This is a genomic window from Sorangium sp. So ce590 (genome assembly GCF_051521365.1).
Taxonomy (GTDB): Bacteria; Myxococcota_A; Polyangia; order Polyangiales; family Polyangiaceae; genus Sorangium.
The window spans coordinates 8,752,824-8,777,162 of the sequence record NZ_CP150346.1 but is presented as its reverse complement, the minus strand read 5'-3'; the positions used below and the strand labels follow the sequence as shown (position 1 = coordinate 8,777,162).

At 69.9% G+C, this 24,339-nt stretch carries 20 protein-coding genes; 15 read left to right on the top strand and 5 right to left on the bottom strand.

What is annotated here, in order from left to right:
* The first annotated feature begins 783 nt into the window (after positions 1 to 783).
* Positions 784 to 1,173, top strand: a complete 390-nt coding sequence (locus WMF28_RS33030; protein ID WP_437597429.1) for a hypothetical protein — start codon at positions 784 to 786, stop codon at positions 1,171 to 1,173.
* A gap of 14 nt (positions 1,174 to 1,187) precedes the next feature.
* Positions 1,188 to 1,973 carry a GAF domain-containing protein gene (locus WMF28_RS33025; protein WP_437597428.1) on the top strand — a complete coding sequence of 262 codons (786 nt, stop codon included), beginning with the start codon at positions 1,188 to 1,190 and terminating at the stop codon, positions 1,971 to 1,973.
* 102 nt (positions 1,974 to 2,075) lie between these two features.
* Here the strand turns inward: WMF28_RS33025 and WMF28_RS33020 are convergent, their stop codons facing one another.
* From WMF28_RS33020 to WMF28_RS33005, 4 genes are all read right to left on the bottom strand, one after another.
* Complete coding sequence (locus WMF28_RS33020) at positions 2,076 to 2,594, bottom strand: nuclear transport factor 2 family protein (protein ID WP_437597426.1); 519 nt, start codon at positions 2,592 to 2,594, stop codon at positions 2,076 to 2,078.
* 150 nt (positions 2,595 to 2,744) lie between these two features.
* Positions 2,745 to 3,155, bottom strand: coding sequence for a response regulator (locus WMF28_RS33015; protein WP_437597425.1), 411 nt, complete (start codon positions 3,153 to 3,155; stop codon positions 2,745 to 2,747).
* A gap of 107 nt (positions 3,156 to 3,262) precedes the next feature.
* Entirely contained in the window at positions 3,263 to 5,638 is a 2,376-nt protein-coding gene (purL, locus tag WMF28_RS33010; RefSeq protein ID WP_437597424.1) for a phosphoribosylformylglycinamidine synthase subunit PurL, read from the bottom strand.
* Positions 5,639 to 5,690: 52 nt separating this feature from the next.
* Positions 5,691 to 6,965, bottom strand: coding sequence for a SpoIIE family protein phosphatase (locus WMF28_RS33005; protein WP_437597423.1), 1,275 nt, complete (start codon positions 6,963 to 6,965; stop codon positions 5,691 to 5,693).
* A gap of 351 nt (positions 6,966 to 7,316) precedes the next feature.
* Between WMF28_RS33005 and WMF28_RS33000 the strand changes: the two genes are divergently transcribed.
* From WMF28_RS33000 to WMF28_RS32985, 4 genes are read left to right on the top strand one after another with little or no spacing between them, the layout of a single operon-like run.
* Positions 7,317 to 8,345, top strand: a complete 1,029-nt coding sequence (locus tag WMF28_RS33000) for a LolA family protein (RefSeq protein WP_437597421.1) — start codon at positions 7,317 to 7,319, stop codon at positions 8,343 to 8,345.
* Entirely contained in the window at positions 8,345 to 10,255 is a 1,911-nt protein-coding gene (locus WMF28_RS32995) for a class I SAM-dependent methyltransferase (RefSeq protein WP_437597420.1), read from the top strand. The genes WMF28_RS33000 and WMF28_RS32995 overlap by 1 nt, the downstream gene beginning before the upstream one ends.
* Positions 10,252 to 11,175, top strand: a complete 924-nt coding sequence (gene prs / locus WMF28_RS32990) for a ribose-phosphate diphosphokinase (protein WP_437597419.1) — start codon at positions 10,252 to 10,254, stop codon at positions 11,173 to 11,175. The genes WMF28_RS32995 and prs overlap by 4 nt, the downstream gene beginning before the upstream one ends.
* A 57-nt stretch (positions 11,176 to 11,232) precedes the next feature.
* Complete coding sequence (locus WMF28_RS32985) at positions 11,233 to 12,336, top strand: tetratricopeptide repeat protein (protein WP_437597418.1); 1,104 nt, start codon at positions 11,233 to 11,235, stop codon at positions 12,334 to 12,336.
* 76 nt (positions 12,337 to 12,412) lie between these two features.
* Here the strand turns inward: WMF28_RS32985 and WMF28_RS32980 are convergent, their stop codons facing one another.
* Complete coding sequence (locus tag WMF28_RS32980) at positions 12,413 to 12,940, bottom strand: hypothetical protein (protein ID WP_437597416.1); 528 nt, start codon at positions 12,938 to 12,940, stop codon at positions 12,413 to 12,415.
* Between the two features lie 566 nt (positions 12,941 to 13,506).
* On the opposite strand from WMF28_RS32980, the gene WMF28_RS32975 reads away from it, so the two are divergent.
* The 9 genes from WMF28_RS32975 to WMF28_RS32935 all read left to right on the top strand — a co-directional run bounded on the left by WMF28_RS32975 (position 13,507) and on the right by WMF28_RS32935 (position 24,336).
* On the top strand, positions 13,507 to 14,445 hold the full coding sequence (locus tag WMF28_RS32975) for a hypothetical protein (RefSeq protein ID WP_437597415.1): 939 nt from the start codon (positions 13,507 to 13,509) through the stop codon (positions 14,443 to 14,445).
* Between the two features lie 308 nt (positions 14,446 to 14,753).
* Positions 14,754 to 17,168, top strand: a complete 2,415-nt coding sequence (locus WMF28_RS32970) for a type VI secretion system Vgr family protein (protein ID WP_437597414.1) — start codon at positions 14,754 to 14,756, stop codon at positions 17,166 to 17,168.
* An 82-nt stretch (positions 17,169 to 17,250) separates the two neighbouring features.
* Positions 17,251 to 20,352, top strand: coding sequence for a DUF2169 domain-containing protein (locus WMF28_RS32965; RefSeq protein WP_437597412.1), 3,102 nt, complete (start codon positions 17,251 to 17,253; stop codon positions 20,350 to 20,352).
* Complete coding sequence (locus WMF28_RS32960) at positions 20,345 to 21,436, top strand: pentapeptide repeat-containing protein (protein ID WP_437597411.1); 1,092 nt, start codon at positions 20,345 to 20,347, stop codon at positions 21,434 to 21,436. Before WMF28_RS32965 ends, WMF28_RS32960 begins: the two co-directional genes overlap by 8 nt.
* Before the next feature lie 67 nt (positions 21,437 to 21,503).
* A complete protein-coding gene (locus WMF28_RS32955; protein WP_437597410.1) occupies positions 21,504 to 22,094 on the top strand; it encodes a DUF3540 domain-containing protein in 591 nt (196 codons plus the stop codon).
* A 6-nt stretch (positions 22,095 to 22,100) separates the two neighbouring features.
* Positions 22,101 to 22,475 (top strand): DUF4150 domain-containing protein, encoded by a 375-nt coding sequence (locus WMF28_RS32950; protein WP_437597409.1) that lies wholly within the window; start codon positions 22,101 to 22,103, stop codon positions 22,473 to 22,475.
* Positions 22,476 to 22,543: 68 nt separating this feature from the next.
* Positions 22,544 to 23,014, top strand: a complete 471-nt coding sequence (locus tag WMF28_RS32945) for a hypothetical protein (RefSeq protein WP_437597408.1) — start codon at positions 22,544 to 22,546, stop codon at positions 23,012 to 23,014.
* A gap of 164 nt (positions 23,015 to 23,178) precedes the next feature.
* On the top strand, positions 23,179 to 23,397 hold the full coding sequence (locus WMF28_RS32940) for a hypothetical protein (RefSeq protein ID WP_437597407.1): 219 nt from the start codon (positions 23,179 to 23,181) through the stop codon (positions 23,395 to 23,397).
* 468 nt (positions 23,398 to 23,865) lie between these two features.
* Positions 23,866 to 24,336: a ferritin-like domain-containing protein gene (locus WMF28_RS32935; protein WP_437597406.1), complete on the top strand. Its 471-nt coding sequence runs from the start codon at positions 23,866 to 23,868 to the stop codon at positions 24,334 to 24,336.
* The last annotated feature ends 3 nt before the right edge of the window (positions 24,337 to 24,339 follow it).

Sequence of the window (24,339 nt, the reverse complement as noted above, 5' to 3'; positions counted from 1 at the left end):
AGCGAGGGGATCGACGGCAGCCCATGCCGAGCGATCGTGACCCCGCCGCCACCATGGATGCCATGGACCTTGCTGTCGGCTCCTTGATTGACTTGTCGCCGGGCGCCGGCGGAGAGAGCTTCGGTTTGCGTGACGATACCCGCCTTGCGAGGCGATTAAGGAGGGATGAGCGAGGCACGCGCGACGCGCGTTGCCGAACGAGATGGCTTATCGTGATCGGCCTGTCGACCTTGGTCTGAGCTTCCCTTACCTCTTGCAGCTCTCGAGTTCGACTCTGCTTCGCGCTTCGCTTCAGCTTGCCCTCTGCTTCGCTTGAGCTTGCCCCTACGATTCCAGTCTGCGCTTCATCCTTTGCTTTCGCTTCTTCTTTTGCTTTGACTCACTTCTTGAATCGTACTACTCTTCGCCTCCGCTTCGACTTCTTCTTTAGCTCGCCCTTTCTTTCTTCATTGTAATTTTTATCGTTTCCCTTGCTTTCCTGACTTGTCTCTTGTGACCGCGGGTCTTTCAGGTTTCTCCGGTGGATCTCCATTCCGCCGGCGCTCCTGAGCGGCTCCGGTGGGGCCGCGGCAGCGGACCTCAGGCCGGCGGGCTCTCCCGACCGGCCTTTCTTTTTTTGCGCGATTGCCGCGGACGCGCGCCGACGTCCGTGTTGCCGGGAGCGGCCCTCCGGGGAGCGACCGCGCGCCGGTCGACCGGGGCGGCAGCGGTCGAACCGCTCGATCCGGCCGCACAAATACAGTACGAGACGCGATCGCGCACCGGTCGGGCGAGCGGTTGATCGTGGAGCTCGAGCCGCAAGGCGCGCCGGGCGACGTGTCGTTCTCGAGCGTGTACCGGGTGATTCACGCGGCGATCGAGCGGATCCAGTCGGCGGCGGGGCTCTTCGAGGCGTGCGAGGCGGCGGCCCAGGAGATCAAGCGCCTCACCGGCTACGACCGGGTGATGATCTACAGGTTCGACCGCGCCTGGAACGGCGAGGTCATCGCCGAGGCCAGGGAGCCGGACATCGACCTTACCTCGGGCTGCGCTATCCGGCCTCCGACATCCCGGCGCAGGCGCGGGAGCTCTACCTCCGGAGCTGGCTCCGCATCATCCCGGACGTCGACTACCGGCCGTCGGACATCGTCCCTCCGCCGGACGAGCCCATCGATCTCAGCTTCTCCGTGCTGAGGAGCGTCTCGCCGATGCACATCCAGTACCTCAAGAACATGGGGGTCGGCGCCTCGATGAGCGTCTCGCTCATCCGCGAGGGGGTCCTCTGGGGGCTCATCGCCTGCCACCACCGCACGGCGAGGCCGCTGTCGTTCGAGATCCGGCAGGGCTGCGAGCTCTGCGGCAGGTTCCTGTCGATCCAGCTCGCGGCCAAGGAGAAGCTCGAGGACAGGGGGCAGAAGCAGGCGCTCAAGGCCCTGACGGACGAGATCGTCGCGGCGGTCTCGCGCCGGGAAGATCTCATGGTCGGGCTCGCGGAGAGCGCCGGACCGCTCATGGAGCTCGCGGACGCGCCGGGCGTCGCCGTGCTCCATGGCGAGGCGGCGACCCCGCTCGGCGCCTCGCCCGGGCCGGAGGAGCTCAGGCGCCTGCACGCGTGGCTCCGGCGCACCGTCGCCGATCAGCCGGTGTTTCACGCCGAGTCCCTGTCGAGGGTCGAGCCCGACTTCGCCCGCATCAAGGACGTGGCGAGCGGCGTGCTCTGCCTCTCCATCCCCGAGCCGGATCCCTGGTACGTTGTCTGGTTCCGGCCCGAGGTGATCCAGACGGTGAGCTGGGGCGGCAACCCCGAGAAGCCGGTCGAGAGCTCGGCCGAGGGCGCGGTGCTCGGTCCCAGGCGCTCCTTCGCGCTGTGGAAGCAGGTCGTGGAGCAGACCGCCGTCGCCTGGAAGCCCGCCGAGATCGAGGCGGGGAACATGAGGGCGGGAGGGCGGGAGGGCGGGAAGCCGGGAAGCCGGGAAGCCGGGATGCCGGGATGAAGAGATCCATGATCTTCCCGCCTTCATGTGAATTCTCTCCGGGCCAATGTGACAACGACCCGCCAGCGCACCAGCGTGTCGGCCCGGGCCCCGGCGTTGCGGTCAGAGGCCGTCGTCGCCGGGAGCGCGCCGGGGGTGGACGGTGGCCGAGACGATCTTCCAGTCTCCGTCGACCTTCTCGAGCCGGAGCGCCACGGGCAGCTCGTCGCGCCGGGCCGGGTGTCCGTGCCGGGCGCCCGTGACGGTCGCGGTGGCGGTCACCTCGGCGGTCATGCCGGCCGGATCGACCTGGATCTCCGTGTCGCCGAAGCTCACGTCCGCGGTCTGATAGACGACCGCGGCCTGGGTCGCGGCCGCCGCGAGGTCGTCACGGCCGCTGAGCCGATCGCCGATCTCGACGACGCGGGCGCTCGCCTCCTTCGTGAAGATCTGGGCGAACTCCTTGCGAACGCGGCCGTGGCGCACCAGCGGGTTCCGCTCGCCGTCGTCGATGCGCACCGCGGCCTCGAGCTGGGCGAGCCGGTCGCGGATCCGGTCCTCCTCGGAGGGCGAGAACAGCAGCGCCACCACGGCGAGGACGGCGCCGAGGGCGATGAGCCCGAGCGGGAGCCAGCGTTTCATCAGGAAAGTATAGGCGACCGGCGCCGCGCGGGCGCGCGAAACCCCCCCCCGGGCGGAGCGCCGCCGCGCGTTGCGTTCCGGCGCTTCCGGCGCGGGGCGCGGAGCCGAGCCACGCAGGAGCGGCGAGCGCGTCCGCTCAGGCGCTTGTCGTCACGACGGCGAGGGCGCCACGGCGAGGGCGCCCACCCGGAGGGCGGTCAGGACGGCCTCGCGGAGCCGGGCGGAGCCGGCCACCTCTCTCCAGAGATAGCCCGCGATGCCGAGCGACTGGGCCCGCGTCAGCATCATCGGCGCCGGCTGACCAGTGATGAAGATCACCGGGGCATCGGTGACGTGCTTGAGCTTCTCGAGCAGCTCCAGGCCATCCATGTCGGGGAGGCGGTAGTCGAGGAGGATGCAATCGGGCGGGCTCTTCCGGCACTCCTCGAGGGCAGCCTTGGCCGTCGGCGCCTCGATCAGCGTGACGTCGATGTCCGCCCAGTCCCTCAGATAGCGCCCGTAGAGGGTGCGATCGATCGCGCTGTCCTCGATGAGGAGGATCACGGCTTTGCGGAGCGCCATGGGCGCCAATTCCCCTTGTCCCGGCGCAGGACGCAAGTTGGACGCTGCACGCAGCGCGTGGGGAACCGCCCGGAACATCGAAGGGCAGACCCCGAGTTGCCTGCTCGCTAGCTCCCGACGATCGGCTCGAGGCACCGGTCGCGCGCGTCGCGCAGCGCGCCGAGCTCGACGTCGATCACCAGCGCGCCGCCGGCGGCCGCGATCGTGAGCCGGTCGCCGCCGGTGGTGCCGAGCTCGGCGCAGGGCACGCCGGCCTCCCTGGCCCTCCGCGCGACCTCGGGCGCGTCCTCGGGCCGGACGCTGACGACGATGCGGCTCGGCGCCTCGCCGAACAGCGCCTCGGCGAGCTCCTCGCGCGCTTCATCGTTCGGCGCCTCCGGCAGCCGCACGCGGGCGCCCACCATCGCCGCCGGGTCGTCGGCGGCGGCGCAGCACTCGCCGAGCGTGATCGCGAGCCCGCCGTCCGAGACGTCGTGCGCGCTCTGGAGGAGCCGCGGCCGCGAGCGGGCGAGCGCGAGGCAGAGCCCCTGGAGCCGCACCTCGCGATCGAGATCGATCGCGGGGCTCGGCCCCTTCACCTCGCCGGTGTGGCGCGCGACGTACTCCGAGCCGCCGAGCGGGCCGCCGCGCGGGTCGCCGAGCAGCAGCACCGAGAGGCCGGCGGCCGGGAACGACGCCCGCAGCACGTCGCCGGCGTCCGCGACGAGCCCCACGACGGCGACCGTCGGCGTCGGCAGGATCGCGCGGCCGTCGGTCTCGTTGTAGAGCGACACGTTGCCGCTCACGACGGGCACCGAGAGCGCGCGGCACGCCGCCGCCATGCCGTCGATCGCGAGCGCGAACTGCCGCATGATCTCCGGCCGCTCCGGGTTGCCGAAGTTGAGGCAGTCGGTCAGGCCGATCGGCTCGGCGCCCGAGCACACGACGTTGCGGCACGCCTCCGCCACGGCCATCGCCGCGCCCTGGAACGGGTCGAGCTCGCAGAGGCGCCCGTTGCAGTCGCTCGAGAACGCGAGGAGCTTCTCGTACCGCTGGCCGTCCTTGTCGCAGGGGGCGCGCACCACCGCCGCGTCGCTGCCGGCGCGGACCTCGGTGCCGCCCCGCACGATCTGGTCGTACTGCCGCCACACCCACGCGCGCGAGCCGAGGTTCGGGGAGCCCGCCATCGCGAGGAAGAGCTCGGACCACGAGGACGGCGCCGGGAGGGTGCGCGGGTCGAACGCCCGGCGCGCCGGCAGCGCGGCGTCGTCGCGCTGCGGGCGATCGTACTTCGGCGCCGCGTCGGTCAGGAAGTCGACCGGGAGGTCGCAGACGACGACCGGGCTGCGAGCGACGCCGGCGGCCGCGCCGCCGAGCGGGTCGTAGCCGGGCGTGGCGCGCACGACCCAGCGGCCCGTGTCGGTCACCTGGCCGATGATCGCCGCGTCGAGCTCCCACTTCGTGCAGATCTCGATGACGCGCGCCTCGCATCCGGGCTTCGCGACGAGGAGCATGCGCTCCTGCGACTCGCTGAGGAGCATCTCGTACGGCGTGAGCCGGGCGGCGCGCCGCGGGACGAGGTCGAGGTCGAGGTCGAGGCCGCTGCCGCTCCTGCCCGCCATCTCGACCGACGACGAGGTGAGCCCCGCGGCGCCCATGTCCTGGACGCCGACGAGCAGGTCCTCCGCGAAGATCTCGAGGCACGCCTCGAGCAGGAGCTTCTCCATGAAGGGGTCGCCGACCTGCACCGTGGGCCGCTGGCTCGGGCCGCCCTCGGAGAACTCGTCCGAGGCCATGGTGGCGCCGTGGATGCCGTCGCGCCCCGTCTTGGCGCCGACGTAGAGCACGTTGTTGCCGATGCCGCTCGCGCGCCCGTAGAAGATGCGGTCCGTGCGGACCACGCCGCAGGTGAAGGCGTTGACGAGGATGTTGCCGTCGTAGGCGCGGTCGAAGAAGAGCTCGCCGCCCACGGTCGGCACGCCGATGCAGTTGCCGTAGCCGCCGACGCCCGCGACGACGCCGCGGAGCAGCTGCGGCGTGCGCGGGTGGTCCGGCCGGCCGAAGCGGAGCGAGTCGAGGTTGGCGATGGGGCGCGCGCCCATCGTGAAGACGTCGCGCAGGATGCCGCCGACGCCGGTGGCGGCGCCCTGGTAGGGCTCGATGTACGACGGGTGGTTGTGCGACTCCATCTTGAAGACGGCCGCGAACCCGTCGCCGATGTCGACGACGCCCGCGTTCTCGCCGGGCCCCTGGATGACGCGCGGGCCGGTCGTGGGCAGCCGGGCGAGGTGCACGCGGGAGCTCTTGTACGAGCAGTGCTCGCTCCACATCACGCTGAGCACCCCGAGCTCGGTGAACGTCGGCTGCCGTCCGAGGTGCTCGCGCGCGCGCTCCCACTCGCTCGCCGAGAGCTTGTGCGCCTGCGCGAGCGCGATGTCGACCGGCGGATCGCCGGGGAAGGGGGAGGGGGAGCCAGGAGGAGGGGCGGCAACGACAGCGCTCATCGCGGGCCTAGCTAGCGCAAGGACGGGGGGATGGGAAGCAGGGGAGCGCGCTCTACGCGTCCCGCTTCACGAGCAGCGCCGTAAGATCGTCGATCTGCTTCGCCGAGCCGGCGAAACGGCGCACCTCGGCGAGGAGGGCGCCGAGGATGTCGGAGGTGGGGCGCGCGTGCAGGCGGTGGATGAGGTCGCCGACGCGCTCCTTGCCGAACACCTGGCCGGCGGCGTCCTGGTACTCGTAGAAGCCGTCGGTGAGCAGCACGAGGAGGTCGCCCGGCGCCATCACGAGGGGGGGCGGCGGGGGCAGGTCGAGGTCCTTGAACATGCCGAGCGGGACCGTCGTCGGATCGCGCCACGCGACCTGGCCCTCGGCCGCCCGGTAATGGAGCAGCGGCCCCTGCCCGGCCGCGTGGTAGCGGAGCTGGTGGGTGGCCGGGTCGAGGATCCCGAGGAACGCCGTGATGAAGCGGTCGTTCGGCAGGTCCTCGATGAGCTGCTGGTTGATGTGGTGAATGAGCGCGTCCATGTCGGCCGAGAGGCGCAGGCCGATGCGGAGCATCGCGCGGAACTGCGTCACGCTGAGCGCGGGGCCGATGCCGTGGCCGGCCGCGTCCGCGAGCAGGAGGAGGATCGGGGACATGTCCGCGCGCTCGTCGAGCCGGATGACGTCGTAGATGTCGCCGCCGGTGTCGTCCGCCGGCTTGCTGAACGCCGAGAGCGAGTATCCGGGGCAGCGCGGGAGCCGGCGCAGGAGGATGTTCTGCTGGATGTCGCGCGCGATGGTGAGGTCGTGCTCGAGCTTGATCTTGATCATGCGCTCCTCGAGCAGGAGCGTGCGCTGCACGGCGACGGCCGCCTGCGCCGCGAGCAGCTCGGCGACGTCGCTCTCGTCCGGGCCGAAGTGGCCCGCCGCCGAATTCAGCATCTGCAGCACGCCGACGAGCTTGTCGTCGAGCCCGATGAGCGGCACCGTGATCACGGATTTCGTGTGATATCCGGTCCGGCGGTCGATCTCCGGATTGAACCGCGGGTCGGTATAGCAATCGTCGACGACGACGGTCCGGCGATTGCGCGCGCACTCGCCGGCGATGCCCTTGTCGATGCTGACGCGGATCTGCGCCTCGCCCGTGGCGACACGCGAGTAGAGCTCTTTGGCCTCCTCGTCGTAGAGGAAGACGCTCCCGCGGTCGGCGCCTATCACCTCCCGCCCCGTCTTGATGATGAGCTCGAGCAGCTCCGTGAGGTCGCACGGCGCCGCGAGCTTGCGCGAGACGTCCAGGATCAGGATGAGCGACGACGCATCGATCAGGGAAGGAGTGCCCACGCGCATGCGGTCGGAGAGTTTGGGCTACGTGGAAATAGGGGTCAAGACATGGTCTCGCCCGGGATGCTCGAGGCGAGCTCGTCGACCAGCGCGTGTCGCGTCCGCCGTCGCTCCCGCGGCCGTTTTCATCGTGATTCCATCGTGATTCCCCTCGCGGCTCCGTGGTCGGGCCGGCGTCCTTCGCAGCGCGCCATCCGTTATTTTTCGAGCGGCGCTGGTCGAGCGCGCCCCGGCGACGACGCGAGAGCGCCGTCGAGGCCAGCGCGGCGGCGCGGCCGGGGGCGTCGTCGGCGCTACCACCTCGGCCCTACCTGTCCTAGAACACGCGGCGCACACCCCTCGAAAGCGAGCTCCTCGATGATCCGCCTCCGCCTCGCCGCCCTCGTCCTGCCCGCTGCCCTGGCCGCGGCGGCCTGCGACGCGCCGCCCGCTCCGGCCGGCGGCGCGGCGGCCGACGGCGCGGCGGCCGACGCCGCGCCGCCGGAACCGCCGCCCCCTGCCGTCGCGCCGCCGGCGAGCGCCCCCGCGGCGCCCGCGGGCGCGGAGGGCGCGGCCGACGCGGCGGCGCCGGCGGACGCGGGCGCGCCGGCGGAAGACGCGGGCCGGAAGCCGCCCGCGAACGCTGGGGGCGCGACGGCAGCGCGCGACGCTGGGGGCGCGACGGCAGCGCGCGACGCTGGGGGCGCGACGGCAGCGGGCGACGCGGGGGGCGCGCGCGCCGAGGCGCCGGCGGCGACCACCGCGCCGGCGTCGGGCGCGGGGGCGCCGCCCCCTGTGCCGCCCGCCGAGGCCGGATCCGCGGACGCCGTGGCGGCGGAGGTCGACGCGATCTTCGTCGGCAAGAAGACGTACTTCGCCCGCTTCAAGCAGGAGCACACGCAGAAGATCTCCGGCGCCGTCAAGAAGCAGAGCGGCACGCTCTCGGTCGCGAAGCCGGACAGGATCTCGTTTCGCTACGACCCACCGAACCAGAACCGCATCGTCTCCGACGGCGTGTCGCTCAAGGTCTACGTCGCCGAGGACCGGCAGATGTTCGTGACGCCGGTGCAGAACTCGGAGTATCCGGGCGCCCTCTCGTTCCTCATGGGCCACGGGCTCCGCCCGTCGTTCACGTTCACCTTCAACGAGAAGGCGAGCTTCGCGGGCGGCCCCGTGCTCGTCGGCAAGCCGCGGGCGCCGACTCCTCACTACGAGTTCGTGATGTTCTATATCGACAGGGCGCTCCTCGCGAAGAAGGACCCGGGCGTCGTGCGCCGCGTCCTCATCGTCGACGCGCAGGGCAACCGGAACCGGTTCGACTTCGAGGACGCGTCGCAGCCCGCGTCGATCGATCCCGCGGAGTTCCAGTTCGCCGCGCCGCCCGGCACCGACGTCAAGCAGAATTGATGACACCGCCCCTCTCGCTCTCCGAGCTCTTTCCCGACTTCCATCCGGAGTGGATCCTCGCCGAGGACGCGGATCTCATCGTTGTCGACAAGCCGGCTGGCCTGTCGACGCACGCGCCGGAGGCGGACCGGATCGACGATGTCGTGACGCGCCTCCGCGCCTTCCTCCGCGGCCGGGGCGACGCCGAGGCGTACCTCGGGATCCACCAGCGGCTCGATCGCGACACCTCGGGGGTCCTCCTGTTCACGCGGCGGCGCGAGGCGAACGCCGCCGTCGCGCGGCAGTTCGAGGGGCGCACCGTGCAGAAGACGTACGTCGCCGCCGTCTCCGGCTTCGGCGATCGCGCGCCGCGCGGCACGCTGCGGCACCGCCTCGTCCCGGCGCCGGGCGGCGCGATGCGCGCGATCGCCGAGGCCGGCGCGGGGCGGGAGGATCGGGGCGCGGGGGGCAGGCGGAAGGGCGCGGGCGGCCAGGAGAAAGCCGCCGGCGGCGTGCTGGCGATCACCCGCTACCGGCTGCTCGAGCGCCGCGGCGACCGCGCCCTGCTCGAGCTCCGGCCCGAGACCGGCCGCACCCACCAGCTCAGGGTGCAGCTCGCCGCGATCGGCTTGCCCATCACCGGCGATCCGCTCTACGGCGGCGCCGAGGCCCCGCGCCTGCTCCTGCACGCCGCCGAGCTCCGCCTCGAGCACCCGGCCACCGGCGCGGCCGCGACCTTCCGATCGGAGCTGCCGGCGGCCTTCGAGGCGTGGCTCGCGGCCTCGGCCGTGGACCCGTACGCGGGGGGCGTCGCGGCCGTCGAGCGCGCCATGCGCGAGGCCGCCGAGCGGCGCTACGGCGTCGCGCGCGCCGGCGACACCACGGCGTTCCGGCTCGTCCACGGCGCGGGCGACGGCCTCCCCTTCGTCTCGGTCGACCTCTACGGCGAGCACCTCGTCGTGTCGCTGTTCGGCGCGGGCGAGGGCGAGCCGGGCGCGCCGCCGCGCGACGTCGTGCTCGACGCGGCCCACCGGCTCGGGGCGAGGGGCGTCTACCTCAAGGTGCGCCCGAAGCACGCGAGCGTCATCGTGGACGCGCGGCGCGAGGAGTTCGCGCCGCGGCACGCTGTCCGCGGGGAGAGCGCGCCGGAGGAGCTCACCGTCCTCGAGCACGGGCTGCCGTTCAAGGTGCGGCTCGGCGACGGGCTCTCGACCGGCATCTTCCTCGACCAGCGCGAGAACCGGCGGCGGGTGCGCGAGCTCGCCCGGGGCGCGCGGGTGCTGAACCTGTTCGCCTACACGGGCGCGTTCACCGTGGCCGCCGTGGCGGGCGGCGCGCGCGAGAGCGTCACGGTCGACGTGTCCCGGGGCGCGGTCGCCTGGGCGCGCGAGAACCTCGACGCGATCGGCGCGGACGCGGCGGCGCACGTCGTGGTCGAGGCCGACGTGTTCCCGTGGCTGAAGACCGCCGCCCAGGCCGGCCAGCGCTTCGACCTCATCGTGATCGATCCGCCGAGCTTCGCGACCACGAAGAAGAGCCGCTTCAGCGCGGCGAGCGATTTCGGCGCGCTCGCCGCGCTCGCCTTCCGCCTGCTCGCCCCGGGCGGCCGGTTGCTCGCGTGCACCAACCACCGTGGCATCGTGCGCGCCAAGTTCCGGCGCCATTTGCACGAGGCCGCGCGTGAAGCAGGATGCGACGTCGTGCAGATGAAAGATCTCCCCGATCCCGTCGATTTCCCGGGCGAGCCCGGCATGGAGCCCCACCTGAAGAGCGTCCTCGCCAGCGTGGGCGCGCCTTCTGCGAAGGCCGCGCCGTCGACGAAGGCCGCGCCGCGCGCGCAGGCCGCGCCGCCCGCGAAGGGCGCGCCAGCCCGCGGCGCTCGGCGAGGGGCCGACGCGCCGGCCCGGGCGCCCCGACGGGGGGCGCGATGAGCCAGCGCCGTCTCCTCATCACGATCCGCTCGTACGCGTACCTCGAGCCCGCCTTCCTGGCCGCAGGCGACTTCGAGCGCGGCCTCGTCGAGCGCAAGAGCTTCCCGGACGGCGAGCGCTACCTGCGCGTCGCGGTCGACTGCTGGGGACGCGACGTGGTCCTGCTCGGCGGCGCCCCGCAGGACCTCGACTGGCTCGAGATCTACGACCTCGGCTGCGCCATCTCGCGCGCCGGCGCCCGGTCGCTCTCCATCGTGATGCCCTATTTCGGCTACGCGACCATGGAGCGGGCCGTGAAGCCGGGCGAGGTGGTGACCGCGAAGACGCGGGCGCGGCTCATCTCGGCGATCCCGGCGTGCGACGCGGGCACGCGCATCTTCCTCTTCGATCTGCACACCGACGGCATCGAGTTCTACTTCAGCGACTCGCACGTGACGCGCCACCTGTACGGCGCCCCGCTCATCACGCAGGCGGTCCGCGAGCTGATGGGCGATCGCCCGTACGTGCTCGCGGCGACGGACGCCGGCCGGGCCAAGTGGGTGCAGAGCCTCGCCCGCGGCCTCGGCGTCGAGCCGGCGTTCGTCTACAAGGAGCGGCGGGGCGACGGGCTCGGCGTGACCGGCGTCAACGCCGATGTCTCGGGCCGCGAGGTCGTCATCTACGACGACATGGTCCGCACCGGCTCGTCGCTCGTCCAGGCGGGGCGCGCCTACCTCGCCGCCGGGGCCTCCAAGGTCCACGCCGTCGCGAGCCACCTCGTCCTGCCGGGCGACTCGCTCGAGAAGATCAGGAAGGCCGGCGTCTTCACGACGCTGCTCGGCACCGACTCGCACCCTGGCAGCCAGCAGCTCGCCGATGCGCCCGGCGCCCTGCGCTCGGTGGCGCCGCTCCTGGTGCGCGCGCTCGAGCGGGAGACCTAGGGCACCTCCGGCGAGGGGCGATTCAAGCACCGTACCGCCAGGCTCGTCCACGGTTTCATGAGAGAGGGAACCACAGCGCCACAGAGGACTCAGGGGGCTCTCCGCGAGCGCGCCCTCCATCATCTCTCGACTGGCATGCTCCGGGAGGCGCGCTCGGACGCCGGCGAGGCGCTCGCGCTCATCGAGCGGGAGCTCGGGCCTGACCACCCGGAGTCGGCCGGCGCGCTCCTCCTGCTCTCGCAGATCGCGGCGACGTCCGGCGACCATCCGGCCGCTGAAGCGCACGCGCGCCGCGCTGTCCGCGTCCTCGCGCCGGCCCGAGGACGCGGCGAGATCGCGCGGCTCCGCGTCCAGGCGTGGCGCGCCCTGGCCGCGAGCGCTCGACTCCAGGGCCGCTACGTGGACGCCGCGGGGCGCGCCCGCCGCGCGCTCCGGCTGGTCGAGGCGGCCTTCGGCGCCCGCGACGTCGAGGTCGCCGCCTGCCTCAACGAGCTCGCGATGAGCTGCAAGTACCGCGGACGCTTCGCCGAGGGGGCGCGGCTCTACCGCCGGGCGCTCCGCATCCTCGAGCGGGTCCACGGGCCGGACCACCCCGAGCTCTCGCCCGTGCTCCACAACCTCGGTGGGCTCGAGCACGCCCGCGGCCGCGCCGCCCGCGGAGAGCCGTTCGCGCGCCGCTCGGTGGCGCTGCGGGAGGCCGCGCTCGGACCGGAGCACCCGCTCGTCGCGGAGGACGCCGCCGCGCTCGCGGCGATCCTCGATGCCCAGGGCAAGCGCGGCGAGGCGGAGGCGCTCTACAGGCGCGCGCTCGCCATCTTCGAGCGCGCGCACGGCCCCGCGCATCACGAGGTCGCGTTCACCACGAGCAACCTCGCCGCCCTGCTCTACGCGAACGGGGAGCTCGACGCCGCAGCACGCCTGTTCCGCAAGGCGATCCGGCGGATGGAGGAGCTCCTCGGCCCGGCCCACCCCGACCTGGCGATGGCGCTCAACAACCTCGGCGTGCTGCGCCTGGCGCAGGGCAAGCGCGCGTCGGCTCGGCCGCTGCTGGAGAGGGCGCTCGCCATCTACGAGGCGACGCTCGGCCCCGGTCACCCGACGCTCGCTGCCTGCCGGGAGAACCTCGCGGCGGCGGGCTGCGCCGCCCGGCCGCTGGTCTGACGAGCCGCCGCGCGTCGCGCCGCGGCGGCTCCAGGCGCGGCGCTGGCCCCGGCCCGCGGCGGTCACGCGCCGCGGGTCACCGCGGGCGGCGGCTCGAGGGCGCAGCGCCCGCTGTCCGTGCCCGCCGCCCGGCCTTGCCCCCGGCCTTCTTTGCGCCGCCGACCCGGAGGAGCGTGCCGTTGTGGTTGGCGCCGATGGGGACCACGGCCTTCACGTAGCTGGATCCGGAGACCGAGCCACTGCACATGATGCTGAACGTCCCGGTATAGGCCCCCGGCGTCGAAGGCGGCGTGAAGCTCACGCCGACGGTCCGCGTGCCTTGGAAGGAGGTCGGGCAGTTCGAGAAGCCGAAATACTGGCTCGATATGTCGCACTGGCAGCCCGACAGGCTCGCCCCCTGGCTATCCACGACGACCGAGCTCCAGACCGTCGACTGCCCCGAGACCGTACCGAAGTTACGGACCTCCGGGTCGAAGGTCAGCGCCTGGGCTGCCTCGCCGAGGGCGTCCTCTTCCCCCGCGCCATCGACGCTGTCCGCCACGCAGCCCGACGCACCCAAGCTCGCCAGCAACAGCGTCCCGACCATCACACACGATTTCTTCACGAAAACCTCCTCCAGTGCACTTCCTACGTGACATGCGACTGCCCGACGCGAGGACGCGCGCGGTCATCGCATCGGAGCCGCCTCCGCCTGCGCATCTCGTCGCTGGAACCAGGAGAGAGCTCTCCATTCCAGGAGACCCAGGCTCCTGACCTCTACCCGTGCAGGCTCATGCGCCGGGACAGGCTCGGGAATCGGTATGCTGGATGTTCGTACTTCCTCGATACGAGGGCTCGCTTCCAGCGAGGCGCTGCCGGCATGCCGGCGACACGACTCCGGTACCGATCTCCGCGCCCACGCTCGGCGCCAGCGGCAGCGGCATACTACTCCTGCACAGCGCACGTTGTCCAGCTTACCGGACGCAATCGCGGCAAATCGGATCGTGCTATCCAATTCCTCTTTCAGAACCCTCGAGGCAATTTGTGTGCCAGCATACGTCTGCTTGCACGCCTGTCGGCCCGGCCAGGGCGGAGTCTGGCTCGTCCCCGTGCGCGGGATGCGGGCAGCAGCCGTTCTGCAGCGCCTCGCGCGACCTGGACGCTGGCATGAGCTCATGTAGGATTGCGAGCATGCGTGAAAGATGCGTATTTGTAGCGGTCCTCGCGTGTGCCCTGACCGCCTGTTCGGAGTCGCCGCCCGACCCTAGCGCCGGCGGCGGTGGCACAGGTCCAGTCGGCAGCGGCGGCGCCGGCAGCGCCGCGGAGACCAGCTCGATCGCGGCGGAGGGCGCGAGCTCCAGCGCCGCGACAGGCGCCGGGACCGGGGGAGGCGGAGGCGGAGGAGCACCCGAGGGCGCGTGCGCCAGCGTCTCGGAGGTGCCGCCCGAGCTGGGGCTCGACCCGTTCTACAAGAAGTACATCGACGCCTCGGGAATCCCCGTCGTCAGCTCCGGGAGCCCGCCGGACGCGGCGCTGCTGCGCGCGTGCTCGGTCGTCGTCCGCATGCTCGGCCTGCGCGACGACGTGCGTCAGGCGATGATCGCGAACCACACACGCGTCGCGGTGATGGCGGAGACGGAGCTGACGACCGACATCCCCGAGCACAGCGATCTTTACGAGGCGTTCCCGGGAACGGACTGGGACACACGGGCCCGCGGCCTCGGCGCGACGCCCGCCCGTCCGGCGAGCTCGTGCGCCGAGGAGAACGTCCTCTGTTATCCGAGCGATCGGTACACGGGCGAGGACATTCTTGTGCACGAGTTCTCGCACGCCATCGCGATCATGGGCATCGCCTTCGCCGAGCCGACCTTCGACCAGGAGCTCGCGGATGTGTTCCAGGGCGCGCTCCAGGCCGGAAAATGGGCGGACACCTACGCCGCGACGAACAAGGACGAATACTGGGCCGAGGGCGTCCAGGACTGGTTCGACACAAACATCGAATCGATCCCGGGGAACGGGATCCACAACGAGATCAACACCCGCGTGGAGCTGCGCGAGTACGATCGTCCGCTCCACGATCTCATCGCCAGGTACTTCGCCGACGACGCGTGGCGACCGAGCTGCCCCTGAGGAGCGGACATCGAGGGAGAAGGACGAGCGTCCCGGCCTGCCTCGCCGTCGAGGGTGAGCCCCTGGTCATTCCTCCACGCCGCCCTCGACCCGGCCACGTGGCCATCGAACGCGCCGACGAACACGCGGACTTTCGCCGCATGACGAGATCACGAGCGGACCCCACGGGGATTTCCGCTCGGTTACCGGCGCCTCGCTGGACGACAGCGACAAGCAGGCGTACCGACACACGATCGACACAATTCCCGCCTACGCTACATGGCGCGCGTCCTCTCTTCCTGCAGCTGTTCCTTACCACAAGGCTCCCCATGCCCGATAACTTCGTCGTTCACTCGAGCGTCCTGCCCTCTTCCACCCAGATCGCGGCTTTCCATGGTACCGAGGGTATCTCGAAGCTCTACCGTTTCGAGCTCTACCTGATGATGACGAACGATGTCGGCCATGATTTCGATATGGCCGCGGCCGTGGGCCAGCCGGTGACCCTCTCCCTGGAGCGGAGCGACGGCGGAGAGCGCTTCCTTCGAAGCGGTGTCCTTGGCAGCATCGAGCTCATCAACGACTTTGCCGGTCGGTGCGTCTTCCGGGCCACCATGGTTCCGCGCCTCGCATTGCTTACCCTGTCGCTTCACAGCCGTGTCTTCAGCCAGAAGACCATCCCGGCGATCATTCAAGACGTCCTTCAAAAGGGCGGCGTCACGGACTGCGCCTTCCAGCTCCGGGGCGCCTACGGCGCCGAAGAGCACGTCTGCCAGTACCGCGAGAGTGACTATGCCTTCATCGCCCGGTGGATGGAGCGCGAAGGCATCTACTATTACTTCGAGCACGGGGAGGGCGGCGAGACGCTGGTGCTGGTCGACGAGCGCTCGGCACATCAGCCCCATGGCGACAAACCCGTTCGTTATTACCCGCAAATCGGCGGGGCCAACACGGCGAAGAACACCATCCACGCCTTCACCTGCCGGCATGGCGTCATGCCCGGCACGGTCCGCCTCAAGGACTATGACTACGCCAATCCGGCCGTAGCGGTCGCGGGGCAGGCGTCCGTCAGCGCCAGCGGCATCGGCGAGATCAGCCTGTACGGTGCTCGGTTCTTCTCGGCGGGCGAAGGGGAGCGGCTGGCGCGGATCAAGGCCGAGAGCCTGTCCGCGACCGGCGTTGTCTACCAGGCGACGGGCGGGGCGGCGACGCTGATCCCTGGGTTTACCTTCGAGATCGAGGACCATCCGCGGGCCGCGTTCAACACGACGTATCTGACCACCGAGGTCGAGCACTGGTCCAACCAGTCCCCAGGCGTGCCCGAGCTTCGGGAGCTTGCGCCGTGGGAGGAAGTTTATCGTATCGAGGCCAAGGCCATCGCCGCGACGGTGCAGTTCCGCGCGCCGCAGATCACCGAGTGGCCGCGGATCTACGGCACCGAGACGGCCATCATTGATGGCGCGGCGGTCAGCGACTACGCCCAGATCGACAGCCATGGTCGCTACCGGGTCAAGTTCAACTTCGACGAGAGCGACCTGAGCGGGGGGAAGGCGTCGACCTGGGTTCGGATGCTTCAGCCCCATGGCGGTGGCATCGAGGGCTTCCACTTCCCGCTGCGAGCCGGCGTCGAGGTCATGTGCGCCTTTGCGGGAGGCGACCCCGATCGACCGTCCATCGTCGGGGTCGCGCCCAATGCGCTGACGCCGAGCCCGGTCACGGCGGGAAACAGCACGCGGAACGTGATCCAGACGGGCGGGCGGAACCGGATCGAGCTGGAAGACCAGGCCGGGCAAGAGCGGATCACGCTGTCGACGCCCCACTCGAACACCTACCTCCGAATGGGGGCGCCCAACGCCGGCGCGACGTATGAAGTCAAGACGGAGGGCCACGCTTTCACGTTCATCGGAGGCTCCTCCGAGAACGTCGTGTGTGGCAACCGAACGGCGCTCACCGTGGGCATCTCCGAGAATGTGGTGGGCGGCTTCCGCCTGAGCGTCACCGGCGGATACTCCGGGAACTTCATCGCTGGATACTCACAGAACGTGATCCTGGGTTATCGCAGGACGAGCATCTTTGGCAATGAAAAGACGACCGTCCATGGGGACCGAGACACCTTCATCAAGGGGAAGCGGACCACGCGGATCAAGGGTGACGACGAGGCCTTGCTCCTGGCCGATCGCGACGTACGGATCATGGGCAGCAGCGTGTTGAATATCCTCGGGAGGCGTACCACCCGTATAACGGGCCGTGACGAGAGCACCTTCCTCGCCGGTCGAGATACGACGGTCAACGTGCTGAACAAGACGACGATCAACGGTCGTAGCGAGACCGACGTTACAGGTGCGCGAAGAACGGACATCCGCGGTCCCGCCACCAACAACTATCACGCAGGGCGAACGACCACTGTCGCAGGGGCGAGCGAGACGACGATCAGAGGTAGTAGCACCACCAAGGTCTTTGGCCCGAGAAGATCCACGATTGTCGGGCCGAGCCAGAAGACTGTGAGGGGCCCCGCCGAGGCCGTCGTGACGGGCCTCTACACGACCAAGATTGGATCGCGCGTCGAGATCATCCACGGAACGAAATACGAGAACATCAAGGGGCTGGCATTCAAGCGCGCCCCCCTGGAGATAAAGAAATTGAACGCGGCGGAGATAGCGACGAAGGGCTACAAAGCTTCGTCCGAGATCCATCTGATCAAGACCCGCCTCGGCCTCTCGAACGCGGATTTGCACATTCTGAAGTGATCCACCCGCTGCGTGTGGAACAGGCTCGCGCCCACCGCTGAGCCGTACGATCCATCGAGCCCGCTACCCTGGATTCCGCCGTATGAAAATCGTCAAACCGATGCGCCTCGGGGTGGTGCCGAGGGTCTTCATGAACCAGCGCACCCCGCACCTGCTGGTCACCACCTTCGTCGGCTTCTCCTACGACCGACCGGCCCGGCTGCTCTATGAGCCGACGGTCTGGACCATGGCCGCAAAGGAGCTCGGCGAAGATGGCCTCCTCGACGAGTTCAATCCCAAGACCCGGGGCGAGCTCCTCGTCACGGGCCGCTGCTATCCGCCGGGCCGCGTCGCTCGCCCCGCGAGCTCCGTCCGGGCCCAGCTTGGACCCATCGACAAGACCCTCTATGTCGTCGGCGACCGGACGTGGGGGCTGCTCGGCATGTCGGAGCCGGCGCCTTTCACCGAGATGCCCGTCACCTGGCGAAACGCCTTTGGCGGAGACGGTTTTGCCAAGAACCCGCTGGGCAAGGGCCACGGCGACAAGAGCACGACGCTCCCCAACATCGAGTCGCCCAAGCACCTGATCCACGCGCGCAGCGACCGTCCGACGCCCGCCGGCCTCGACGGTTACGACCTGACCTGGCCCCAGAGGTTCTCCAAGATCGGCACCCACGACAAAGCGTGGCTCGACGAGTGCTTCCCTGGCTTTGCGCGGGATCTGGACCCGACGCTGTTCAACATGGCCCCGGACGACCAGCAGATCGACGGGTTCTTCCGGGGCGACGAGGCCTTCGTGGTCGAGAACATGCACCCCGACAAGCCTCGGCTCGAAGGCGCGCTCCCCGGGGTCGCGAGCCGATGCTTCGTCTGCCTCAAGACGCGCGACGGCGCGGTGATCCGCGAGCCTGCCATGAAGCTCGATACGGTGCGCCTGTTCCCGCACCGCGAGCGGGGAGTCGCGCTCTTTCGCGGCGGCATCGAGATCACCTCGGACGACGCGAAGGACGTGGTGGCCGTGCTGGTCGCCTGCGAAGCCATGGGCGCCCCCAGGCCGGTCGCGTATTACCATGACTACCTGACCCCCCGGCTTGGCCCCCCCAGCACCGCTCTCCCGGATGACGAAGACGACATGCTCATGCCGGAGCCCGAGGATCCGGAGGCGCCGTCGCTGCCCGATGACAAGCTCTCCGGGCTCGCGTCAAGGCTGAGGCGGGAGGGGTTCCTGGGAGGTACTCCGGCTCGATCCGTCAAGGCCGCGGCCGTAGCCGCGGCGGGGGCCGGTGCCGCCGCCACCGGTGTCCACCAGGCCGAAGCAGCGCTGGACCCCGATGTCCAAGCGATGGAGGCCGAGCTCGCCGAGATGGGGATCGACCCCGAGCACCTCGCCGCCGCTGCCGGCGAGGACGACGCGGAGCCGGCCACGGACTTCCCGGAGGACACGGGGGAAGAGGAGAGCCTCGCGTGGTCCGAGGCGGACGCCAGGGGAAACCACGAGGAGGACGCGGAGCCGATCGCGTCTACGGCCCCGACGACGACCCCCGTCGCGGCAGACGACGACGAGGACGTCGAAGCGCTTCGAGAGCGCGATGCGCTCGTGGAGCGGGCCAGGAAGCACCTGCGGGACCATGGCATCGATCCGGAGGCGCATTTCGCGCAAGAGGGCCCCTCCGACGACCTGGCGCCCCTCGATGAATCCGAGGAGGCCCTGGTCAGCTTGGTCGATAGCAAGACCCGCACAGGGTTGAAGGTGCACGGGGTCGACGTCGATGCGTTGTTCGCGAAAGCGCGTCAGAGCGCCGCCGAGCATCCGGGCGAGGTCACGGCGTCGCAGATCCGCGAGCACTTGCGGCAGGCGCTGGAGAGCGAGGGCGTCACGCCAGAGAAGACCGAAGAGCTCGTGTCGACGGTGGATTGGCGAGCGTTCGAGGACGAAACCCAGGCCGCCGATGAAGCCGATCTCGACGGCGCCTACGACCTCCCCGACGAGGCGCCCGAGGTTGCCCACGCCCTGCCCGAGGAGCCAGCCGGCGACCCCCTGCCAGAGGACGAGGCCCTGGGCAGTGAGCCCACGGAGGACGAGGCCTTCGAGCTCGCGGAGGGACTGGACGAAGAGGCTTCGTTCTTCGCTGGCCGGGGCGAGGACGGGCCGCGGCTCGCGCACCTCTCGCTGGCCTCCGCGCCGCTCGACAGCGATGAAGCTCTACGACTTCGCCACGAGGTGGAGGCCGGGCACGAGGAGGGGCGGAGCTTTGCGGGGTGCGACCTCACGGGCGCCGACCTCTCTCACCTCGACCTCGAGGGAGCCGACTTCTCGGGCGCCATCCTCGAGTCGGCCTTTCTCACCGGGAGCATCCTGCGAAAGGCGAAGCTCACAGGAGCCATCCTGGCGCACGCAAACCTGGTGGGCGCGGATCTCTCGGAGGCCAAGCTCGATGGGGCCAATCTTGGCTCGGCGTGCCTGCGGGACGTGAAGGCCCGTGGAGGCGTCGATTTCGGCGAGTCCGTGCTTGTCAACGCTGACCTCTGGGGAGCGGATTTGTCCGGCGCCAACCTGTCGGGCGCCGACCTCTCCGAGGCCAATTTCTGCGACGCCAACCTGGAGGGGGTCGTCGCAGAAAAGGCGACGTTCCAGGACGTAGACCTCACCGGAGCGCGCCTCGTCGGCGCGCGGCTCTCGGGGTGCACGTTCAACGAGGTGAATGTGACCGAGGTCGATTTCACCGGCGTCGACCTGAGCTGCGCCACCTTCATCGCCGCCGAGGGCGACAACGCCATCTTCCGGAACGCCATGGCGAAGGACCTCGCGAGCGTGAAGGGCTCGTCCTTCGCGGGCGCAGACTTCGGCGGTGCGACGCTCACCGGCGCGAACCTGATGGGAACGTGCCTTCGTGGCAGCGACTTCTCCGATGCGGACCTGCGCGGCGCGCTGCTCAATGAGGCCGACTTGACCGAGGCGACCCTGGATCGCGCGAACCTCGTCGAAGCGATGCTGACCCGAGCCGACCTCACCGGGGCGTCGCTCTACGCCGCTGACCTGAGGCAGAGCATCATGAACGATGCATGCGTCCGTGGGGCCAACTTCGAGAAAGCAAACCTGTTTTGTGTGTGCGCCGACCGAATGGTCGGAGACGACGACACGAGCTTTGCCGGCGCCAACCTCAAACGACTCCGGGTAGTGCCGGCCCAGGGGCAGCATGGATAGGGAAGCGCTGTGCAAGCTGATTGAACAAGGAGAGGTCATTTCGGAGCTGGACCTGTCGGGCCGCGACCTCTCGGGGCTCGACCTCTCCGGCGGGATCTTCGAAGATGTCCGCTTCACCAGCGCCAACCTCGCGGGCGTCAAGGTGCGCGAAGCGATCTTTCACCGCTGTGACCTGGCAGGAGCAAACCTGAAGGGGTTGGATTTTCACCTTGGCACCGCCATGGACTGCACGCTCGCGGGGGCTGTGCTCGTCGACGCCTCGTTGGTCGGTGCGAGCTTCACGCAGGTAGACCTTGAATCGGCCGATCTGACCGGAGCTGACCTCTCGTCGGGCGACATCGCGCGATCCAGCCTCAAGGACGCCCGATTGGTCCGTGTCGACCTGACCGACGCCACCCTGCTTCAGACCGAGAACGCAGGCGCGGACTTCTCCCAGGCCAACCTGACCAAGGCTGTCTTGTTCCGCCAGGACCTGTCCCAGGCCATCCTCACGGGCACCACCCTCGTGGAGGCGATCCTGGTCGAGGTGCGGATGGGGCCCAAGGACTTCCGGCGGATGGACCTCAGCCATGCGCAATTTACCAACGCCGACCTACGCGGTTGCGACCTCTCCGGGGCCACGCTGACGCAATGCAGCTTCAAGGGCGCCGACTTGACCGGGGCTCGATTGGATGGAGCCATCGCCCAGCTGGCCGTCTTTGTCGAGGCGACCGTGATGAACGCGAGCCTCGCCCAGGCCGACCTGAGCCATGCGCTCTTCGTCGATGCGCGTGTGGACGCCGCGAACTTCTCGGGCGCGCGGCTCGACGTGAGCGTCTGGCATCGAGCGAGCTGCCCGGGTGCCCGCTTCTGCCGGGCAGACCTGAGCTATGCCGATCTCTCCCACGCCGACGTGTCTTCTGCCGACTTTTCCGGTGCGACGTTATCGCGCGCGCGGCTGCATCGTGTGACGGACAAGGGCACGATCTGGCCGCTGAGCAAGGCGCAGGCGCACGGCGACGACGAGGACGTCAAAGAAGCAGAAGACTGGCAGGCCAACGTCCTCGGGAGGCCGGCCGGTAGTCAACGCACCCCTCACTCATGAGGTAACCATGCAGAGCGTAGCAAGGACGAGACAATACGCGCGGGAAGCCCACGGTGAACACGGCGCCGTGCTCCGCATCGACGGCTCCGCGTACATCATCGAGACCGATGATGGCGAGGTCCGCGCGAAGCGCGCGACGAGCTGTCTGCTGGCGCCCGCCGCCGGAGACCTGGTGCTTCTTGCCATCGTGAATGGCACGCATTACATCCTCGCCGTCCTCGAGCGGGAGGAAGGCGCCCCCTCACACATCGTCTCCGAAGGGGATCTCCAGATTCGTTTGCGGAGCGGCTCGCTGGGCCTCGCTGCGCCGGACGGCGTACACGTGGTATCCGGCAGAGATCTCTCGATGGCCGCGTCGACGTTGCGTGTTCAGGCCGAGGAGGGGCACGTCGCGCTGGAGCTGTTCTCGTTCCTCGGCAAGACGGTCCGCGCGGAGGTCGACCGGGCCAAGCTGATCGGCAGGAGCCTCGACTCGCAGCTCGAACGGCTGTTGCAGAGGGTGAAGCGCTCGTACCGCATCGTGGAAGAGGCCGACCATGTGCGCGCCGAGCGTATCGACTATGCGGCCAAGGGCAACGTCGCCATCCACGGCGAGAACGCCAGAATCACCGCGTCGCACGTCGTGAAGATCGATGGCGACCAGATCCAGGTAGGGTGACCGGATATGAGCTTTGCCGTTACGTCGGGCGGTGGACTCGACTTCGGAGCTCCGGATGTCTGCTTGCCGGGGCCCGTCCCGTACCCGAACAGTGCATTGAAGGCCAGTGCGATATCGCCCGAGTATACAGTTATCTTCGTGCGCGGTCCCGCCCACACCCTGGCAACCAGCATTCCGATCTCCATCGGCGATAACCCTGGGGTTCTTGGCGGCGTGGTTTCCCACCGCTTCATGGGCCCCTCGCGGCGCCTCGTCCCCTATCCCAAGCTGCTCGTGAGGAACAAGCCGGCGGTGCGGCTTGGCGCCACGGGCATTCAGAACCAGATCAACACGAACGGTACGACCATCGTCCCGAGCCAGGTCAAGGTCCTGCTCCTCTGACGTTCGCTCGAACATCCGCGAGGACGACGCCAGACCCTGCGCTGTTCTGCCCGGTGAGGGACACAAGCATGGCCATCAATGAGCACGCCCGCGTCCGCTTGGCGATCATTCAAAAGAAATACGGCAATCGTCTGGACCAGGGGACGAGCGGGTTGGACCTGCCCGACCGGCGCGGGCGTTTCAATGGTGATTTTCTGCGGATCCTGGCCGACATCGTCGTGCCCGCGTTCGAAGGCATCGGCGATGAGCTCGCCTCGTCGGGCCATGCCTGCCGGATCGAGCGTGACGCGGGCGAACAGACCCCCAGCATCGAGCTTCACGTCCTGCTCCGGGGCGTGCCGGCGGACGCCAACAACCTGATCCGCCTCTTCTCCAGCGCCGACGCCGGGGGCGATGGAGAGGTGATCGCCGAGGTCAACGTTCGCCAGACCTTGACCGAGCTCACGCGATTTCGGGTGCTGTCTCGGATCACCCAGGAGGTGGCGGAGCAGATGTGCGTGGACGCCATCGAGCACATCTTCGCCTGCAACGCTCGCTGAGCGCTCGATCAAGCGGCCTTGGTCACGCGCCGCCGCCCGTCGGCGCTGGTGCGAGGGGCCACGCCATCGAGCGCGCGGCGCTGAATTCCCTTGCCGGCGCCGATCGGCGCGTGGATGCTCCCCCCGGATGCGCGGGTCGCGCAGAAAGGATGAGCGTCGAGGCCATGGACGAGCTCGTACGACAGGTCGCGGAGAAGGTTGGCATCTCGGAGGACAAGGCCCGCGTGGCCGTGGAGACGGTGGTCAATTTCCTCAAAGAGAAGCTCCCCGCTCCGCTCGCCGCCCACGTCGACACCGCGCTCGGCGCGGCGGCCCCGGCCATCGCCAACCTGGACGTCGCCAGCCTCGCGGGCTCCCTCGGCGGCCTCTTCGGCAAGAAGTAGCATCGCCTCCCTCGCTGGCGCTGCCCGCCCTCTCCCTTCCACCGAGCTCCTCACCCGCTCCTGACCTCGGCGGCGCGGCCTCCGCGCCTCGAGGCAGAGGCGCGCTCATGTCCAGGACGCGCTCGGGCCTCGCCGCTTCGCCCGGCGTGAGCACGCCTCCTCCTGCGCCCCCGGCGTTTCACGGCTCCGTCCTGGCCCGGCTCGCGCGGCGCGACCGTGGCCTCGATCTGGGCTGAGCCTTCGCATCCGCCGGGCGCGCTGGCCCCGGAGAGGCCGTCGCGGGCGCGGCGGGCGGCGACAAGCGTGGAAAGGCGCGGGATTCCTGGACGATGCGCGCGCCGCGATGGATAGCCGCTGCACAGGCGGGCTCCGGCACCGGGCTTGCGAGCATCGACGACCTGGAGAAGCACCCGCCCACCTCTCTCTTCGCGGGCGGCCCTGCTTCCGGGGCGAGAGGAGCGATATTCCATGGCGTCCGTGATCGGCGGCGAAGCCGCGTTCATCGGGTCCTTGACTGAACTGATCGAGCTCAATTGGTCCACGGTGGACGCGCTCCGAGCGGCGCTCTCACGGATGAGCCGCCCAGGCGACAAGAGCCGGCTCGCGACCTTCTTGAACGATCACGAGCGCCACCTCGAGGCGCTCGCCGCCCTGGCCCATGAGCTCGGCGACCCGCCCGTGGAGAGCGCCGTCCGACCCAAGCTGAAGTGCAAGGCGCTGACGAACGGGATGGTCGGGGATCGCGCCATCCTGGAGGCGATGAGACATTACGAGGAGGACAGCTGCGCCGCTTACGAACGGATGATATCGTCCCGTGAAGGCCTCTCCGACCGTGCGCGCGACGTCCTCCGGCAGTCGCTCGCGGTCGAGCGGCGTCACCGCGAGTGGTTCTCGGAGCAGCTCGACTCCCGGCAAGGGCTCCTGCTCCTGCCGCTGTAGCGA

What these genes read in the sequence shown, in the direction of transcription:
- WMF28_RS33025 (WP_437597428.1), top strand. Translation starts at nt 1,188, where the DNA reads ATGCACATCCAGTACCTCAAGAACATGGGGGTCGGCGCCTCGATGAGC.
- WMF28_RS33020 (WP_437597426.1), bottom strand. Translation starts at nt 2,594, where the DNA reads ATGAAACGCTGGCTCCCGCTCGGGCTCATCGCCCTCGGCGCCGTCCTC.
- WMF28_RS33015 (WP_437597425.1), bottom strand. Translation starts at nt 3,155, where the DNA reads ATGGCGCTCCGCAAAGCCGTGATCCTCCTCATCGAGGACAGCGCGATC.
- purL (WP_437597424.1), bottom strand. Translation starts at nt 5,638, where the DNA reads ATGAGCGCTGTCGTTGCCGCCCCTCCTCCTGGCTCCCCCTCCCCCTTC.
- WMF28_RS33005 (WP_437597423.1), bottom strand. Translation starts at nt 6,965, where the DNA reads ATGCGCGTGGGCACTCCTTCCCTGATCGATGCGTCGTCGCTCATCCTG.
- WMF28_RS33000 (WP_437597421.1), top strand. Translation starts at nt 7,317, where the DNA reads ATGATCCGCCTCCGCCTCGCCGCCCTCGTCCTGCCCGCTGCCCTGGCC.
- WMF28_RS32995 (WP_437597420.1), top strand. Translation starts at nt 8,345, where the DNA reads ATGACACCGCCCCTCTCGCTCTCCGAGCTCTTTCCCGACTTCCATCCG.
- prs (WP_437597419.1), top strand. Translation starts at nt 10,252, where the DNA reads ATGAGCCAGCGCCGTCTCCTCATCACGATCCGCTCGTACGCGTACCTC.
- WMF28_RS32985 (WP_437597418.1), top strand. Translation starts at nt 11,233, where the DNA reads ATGAGAGAGGGAACCACAGCGCCACAGAGGACTCAGGGGGCTCTCCGC.
- WMF28_RS32975 (WP_437597415.1), top strand. Translation starts at nt 13,507, where the DNA reads ATGCGTGAAAGATGCGTATTTGTAGCGGTCCTCGCGTGTGCCCTGACC.
- WMF28_RS32970 (WP_437597414.1), top strand. Translation starts at nt 14,754, where the DNA reads ATGCCCGATAACTTCGTCGTTCACTCGAGCGTCCTGCCCTCTTCCACC.
- WMF28_RS32965 (WP_437597412.1), top strand. Translation starts at nt 17,251, where the DNA reads ATGAAAATCGTCAAACCGATGCGCCTCGGGGTGGTGCCGAGGGTCTTC.
- WMF28_RS32960 (WP_437597411.1), top strand. Translation starts at nt 20,345, where the DNA reads ATGGATAGGGAAGCGCTGTGCAAGCTGATTGAACAAGGAGAGGTCATT.
- WMF28_RS32950 (WP_437597409.1), top strand. Translation starts at nt 22,101, where the DNA reads ATGAGCTTTGCCGTTACGTCGGGCGGTGGACTCGACTTCGGAGCTCCG.
- WMF28_RS32945 (WP_437597408.1), top strand. Translation starts at nt 22,544, where the DNA reads ATGGCCATCAATGAGCACGCCCGCGTCCGCTTGGCGATCATTCAAAAG.
- WMF28_RS32940 (WP_437597407.1), top strand. Translation starts at nt 23,179, where the DNA reads ATGGACGAGCTCGTACGACAGGTCGCGGAGAAGGTTGGCATCTCGGAG.
- WMF28_RS32935 (WP_437597406.1), top strand. Translation starts at nt 23,866, where the DNA reads ATGGCGTCCGTGATCGGCGGCGAAGCCGCGTTCATCGGGTCCTTGACT.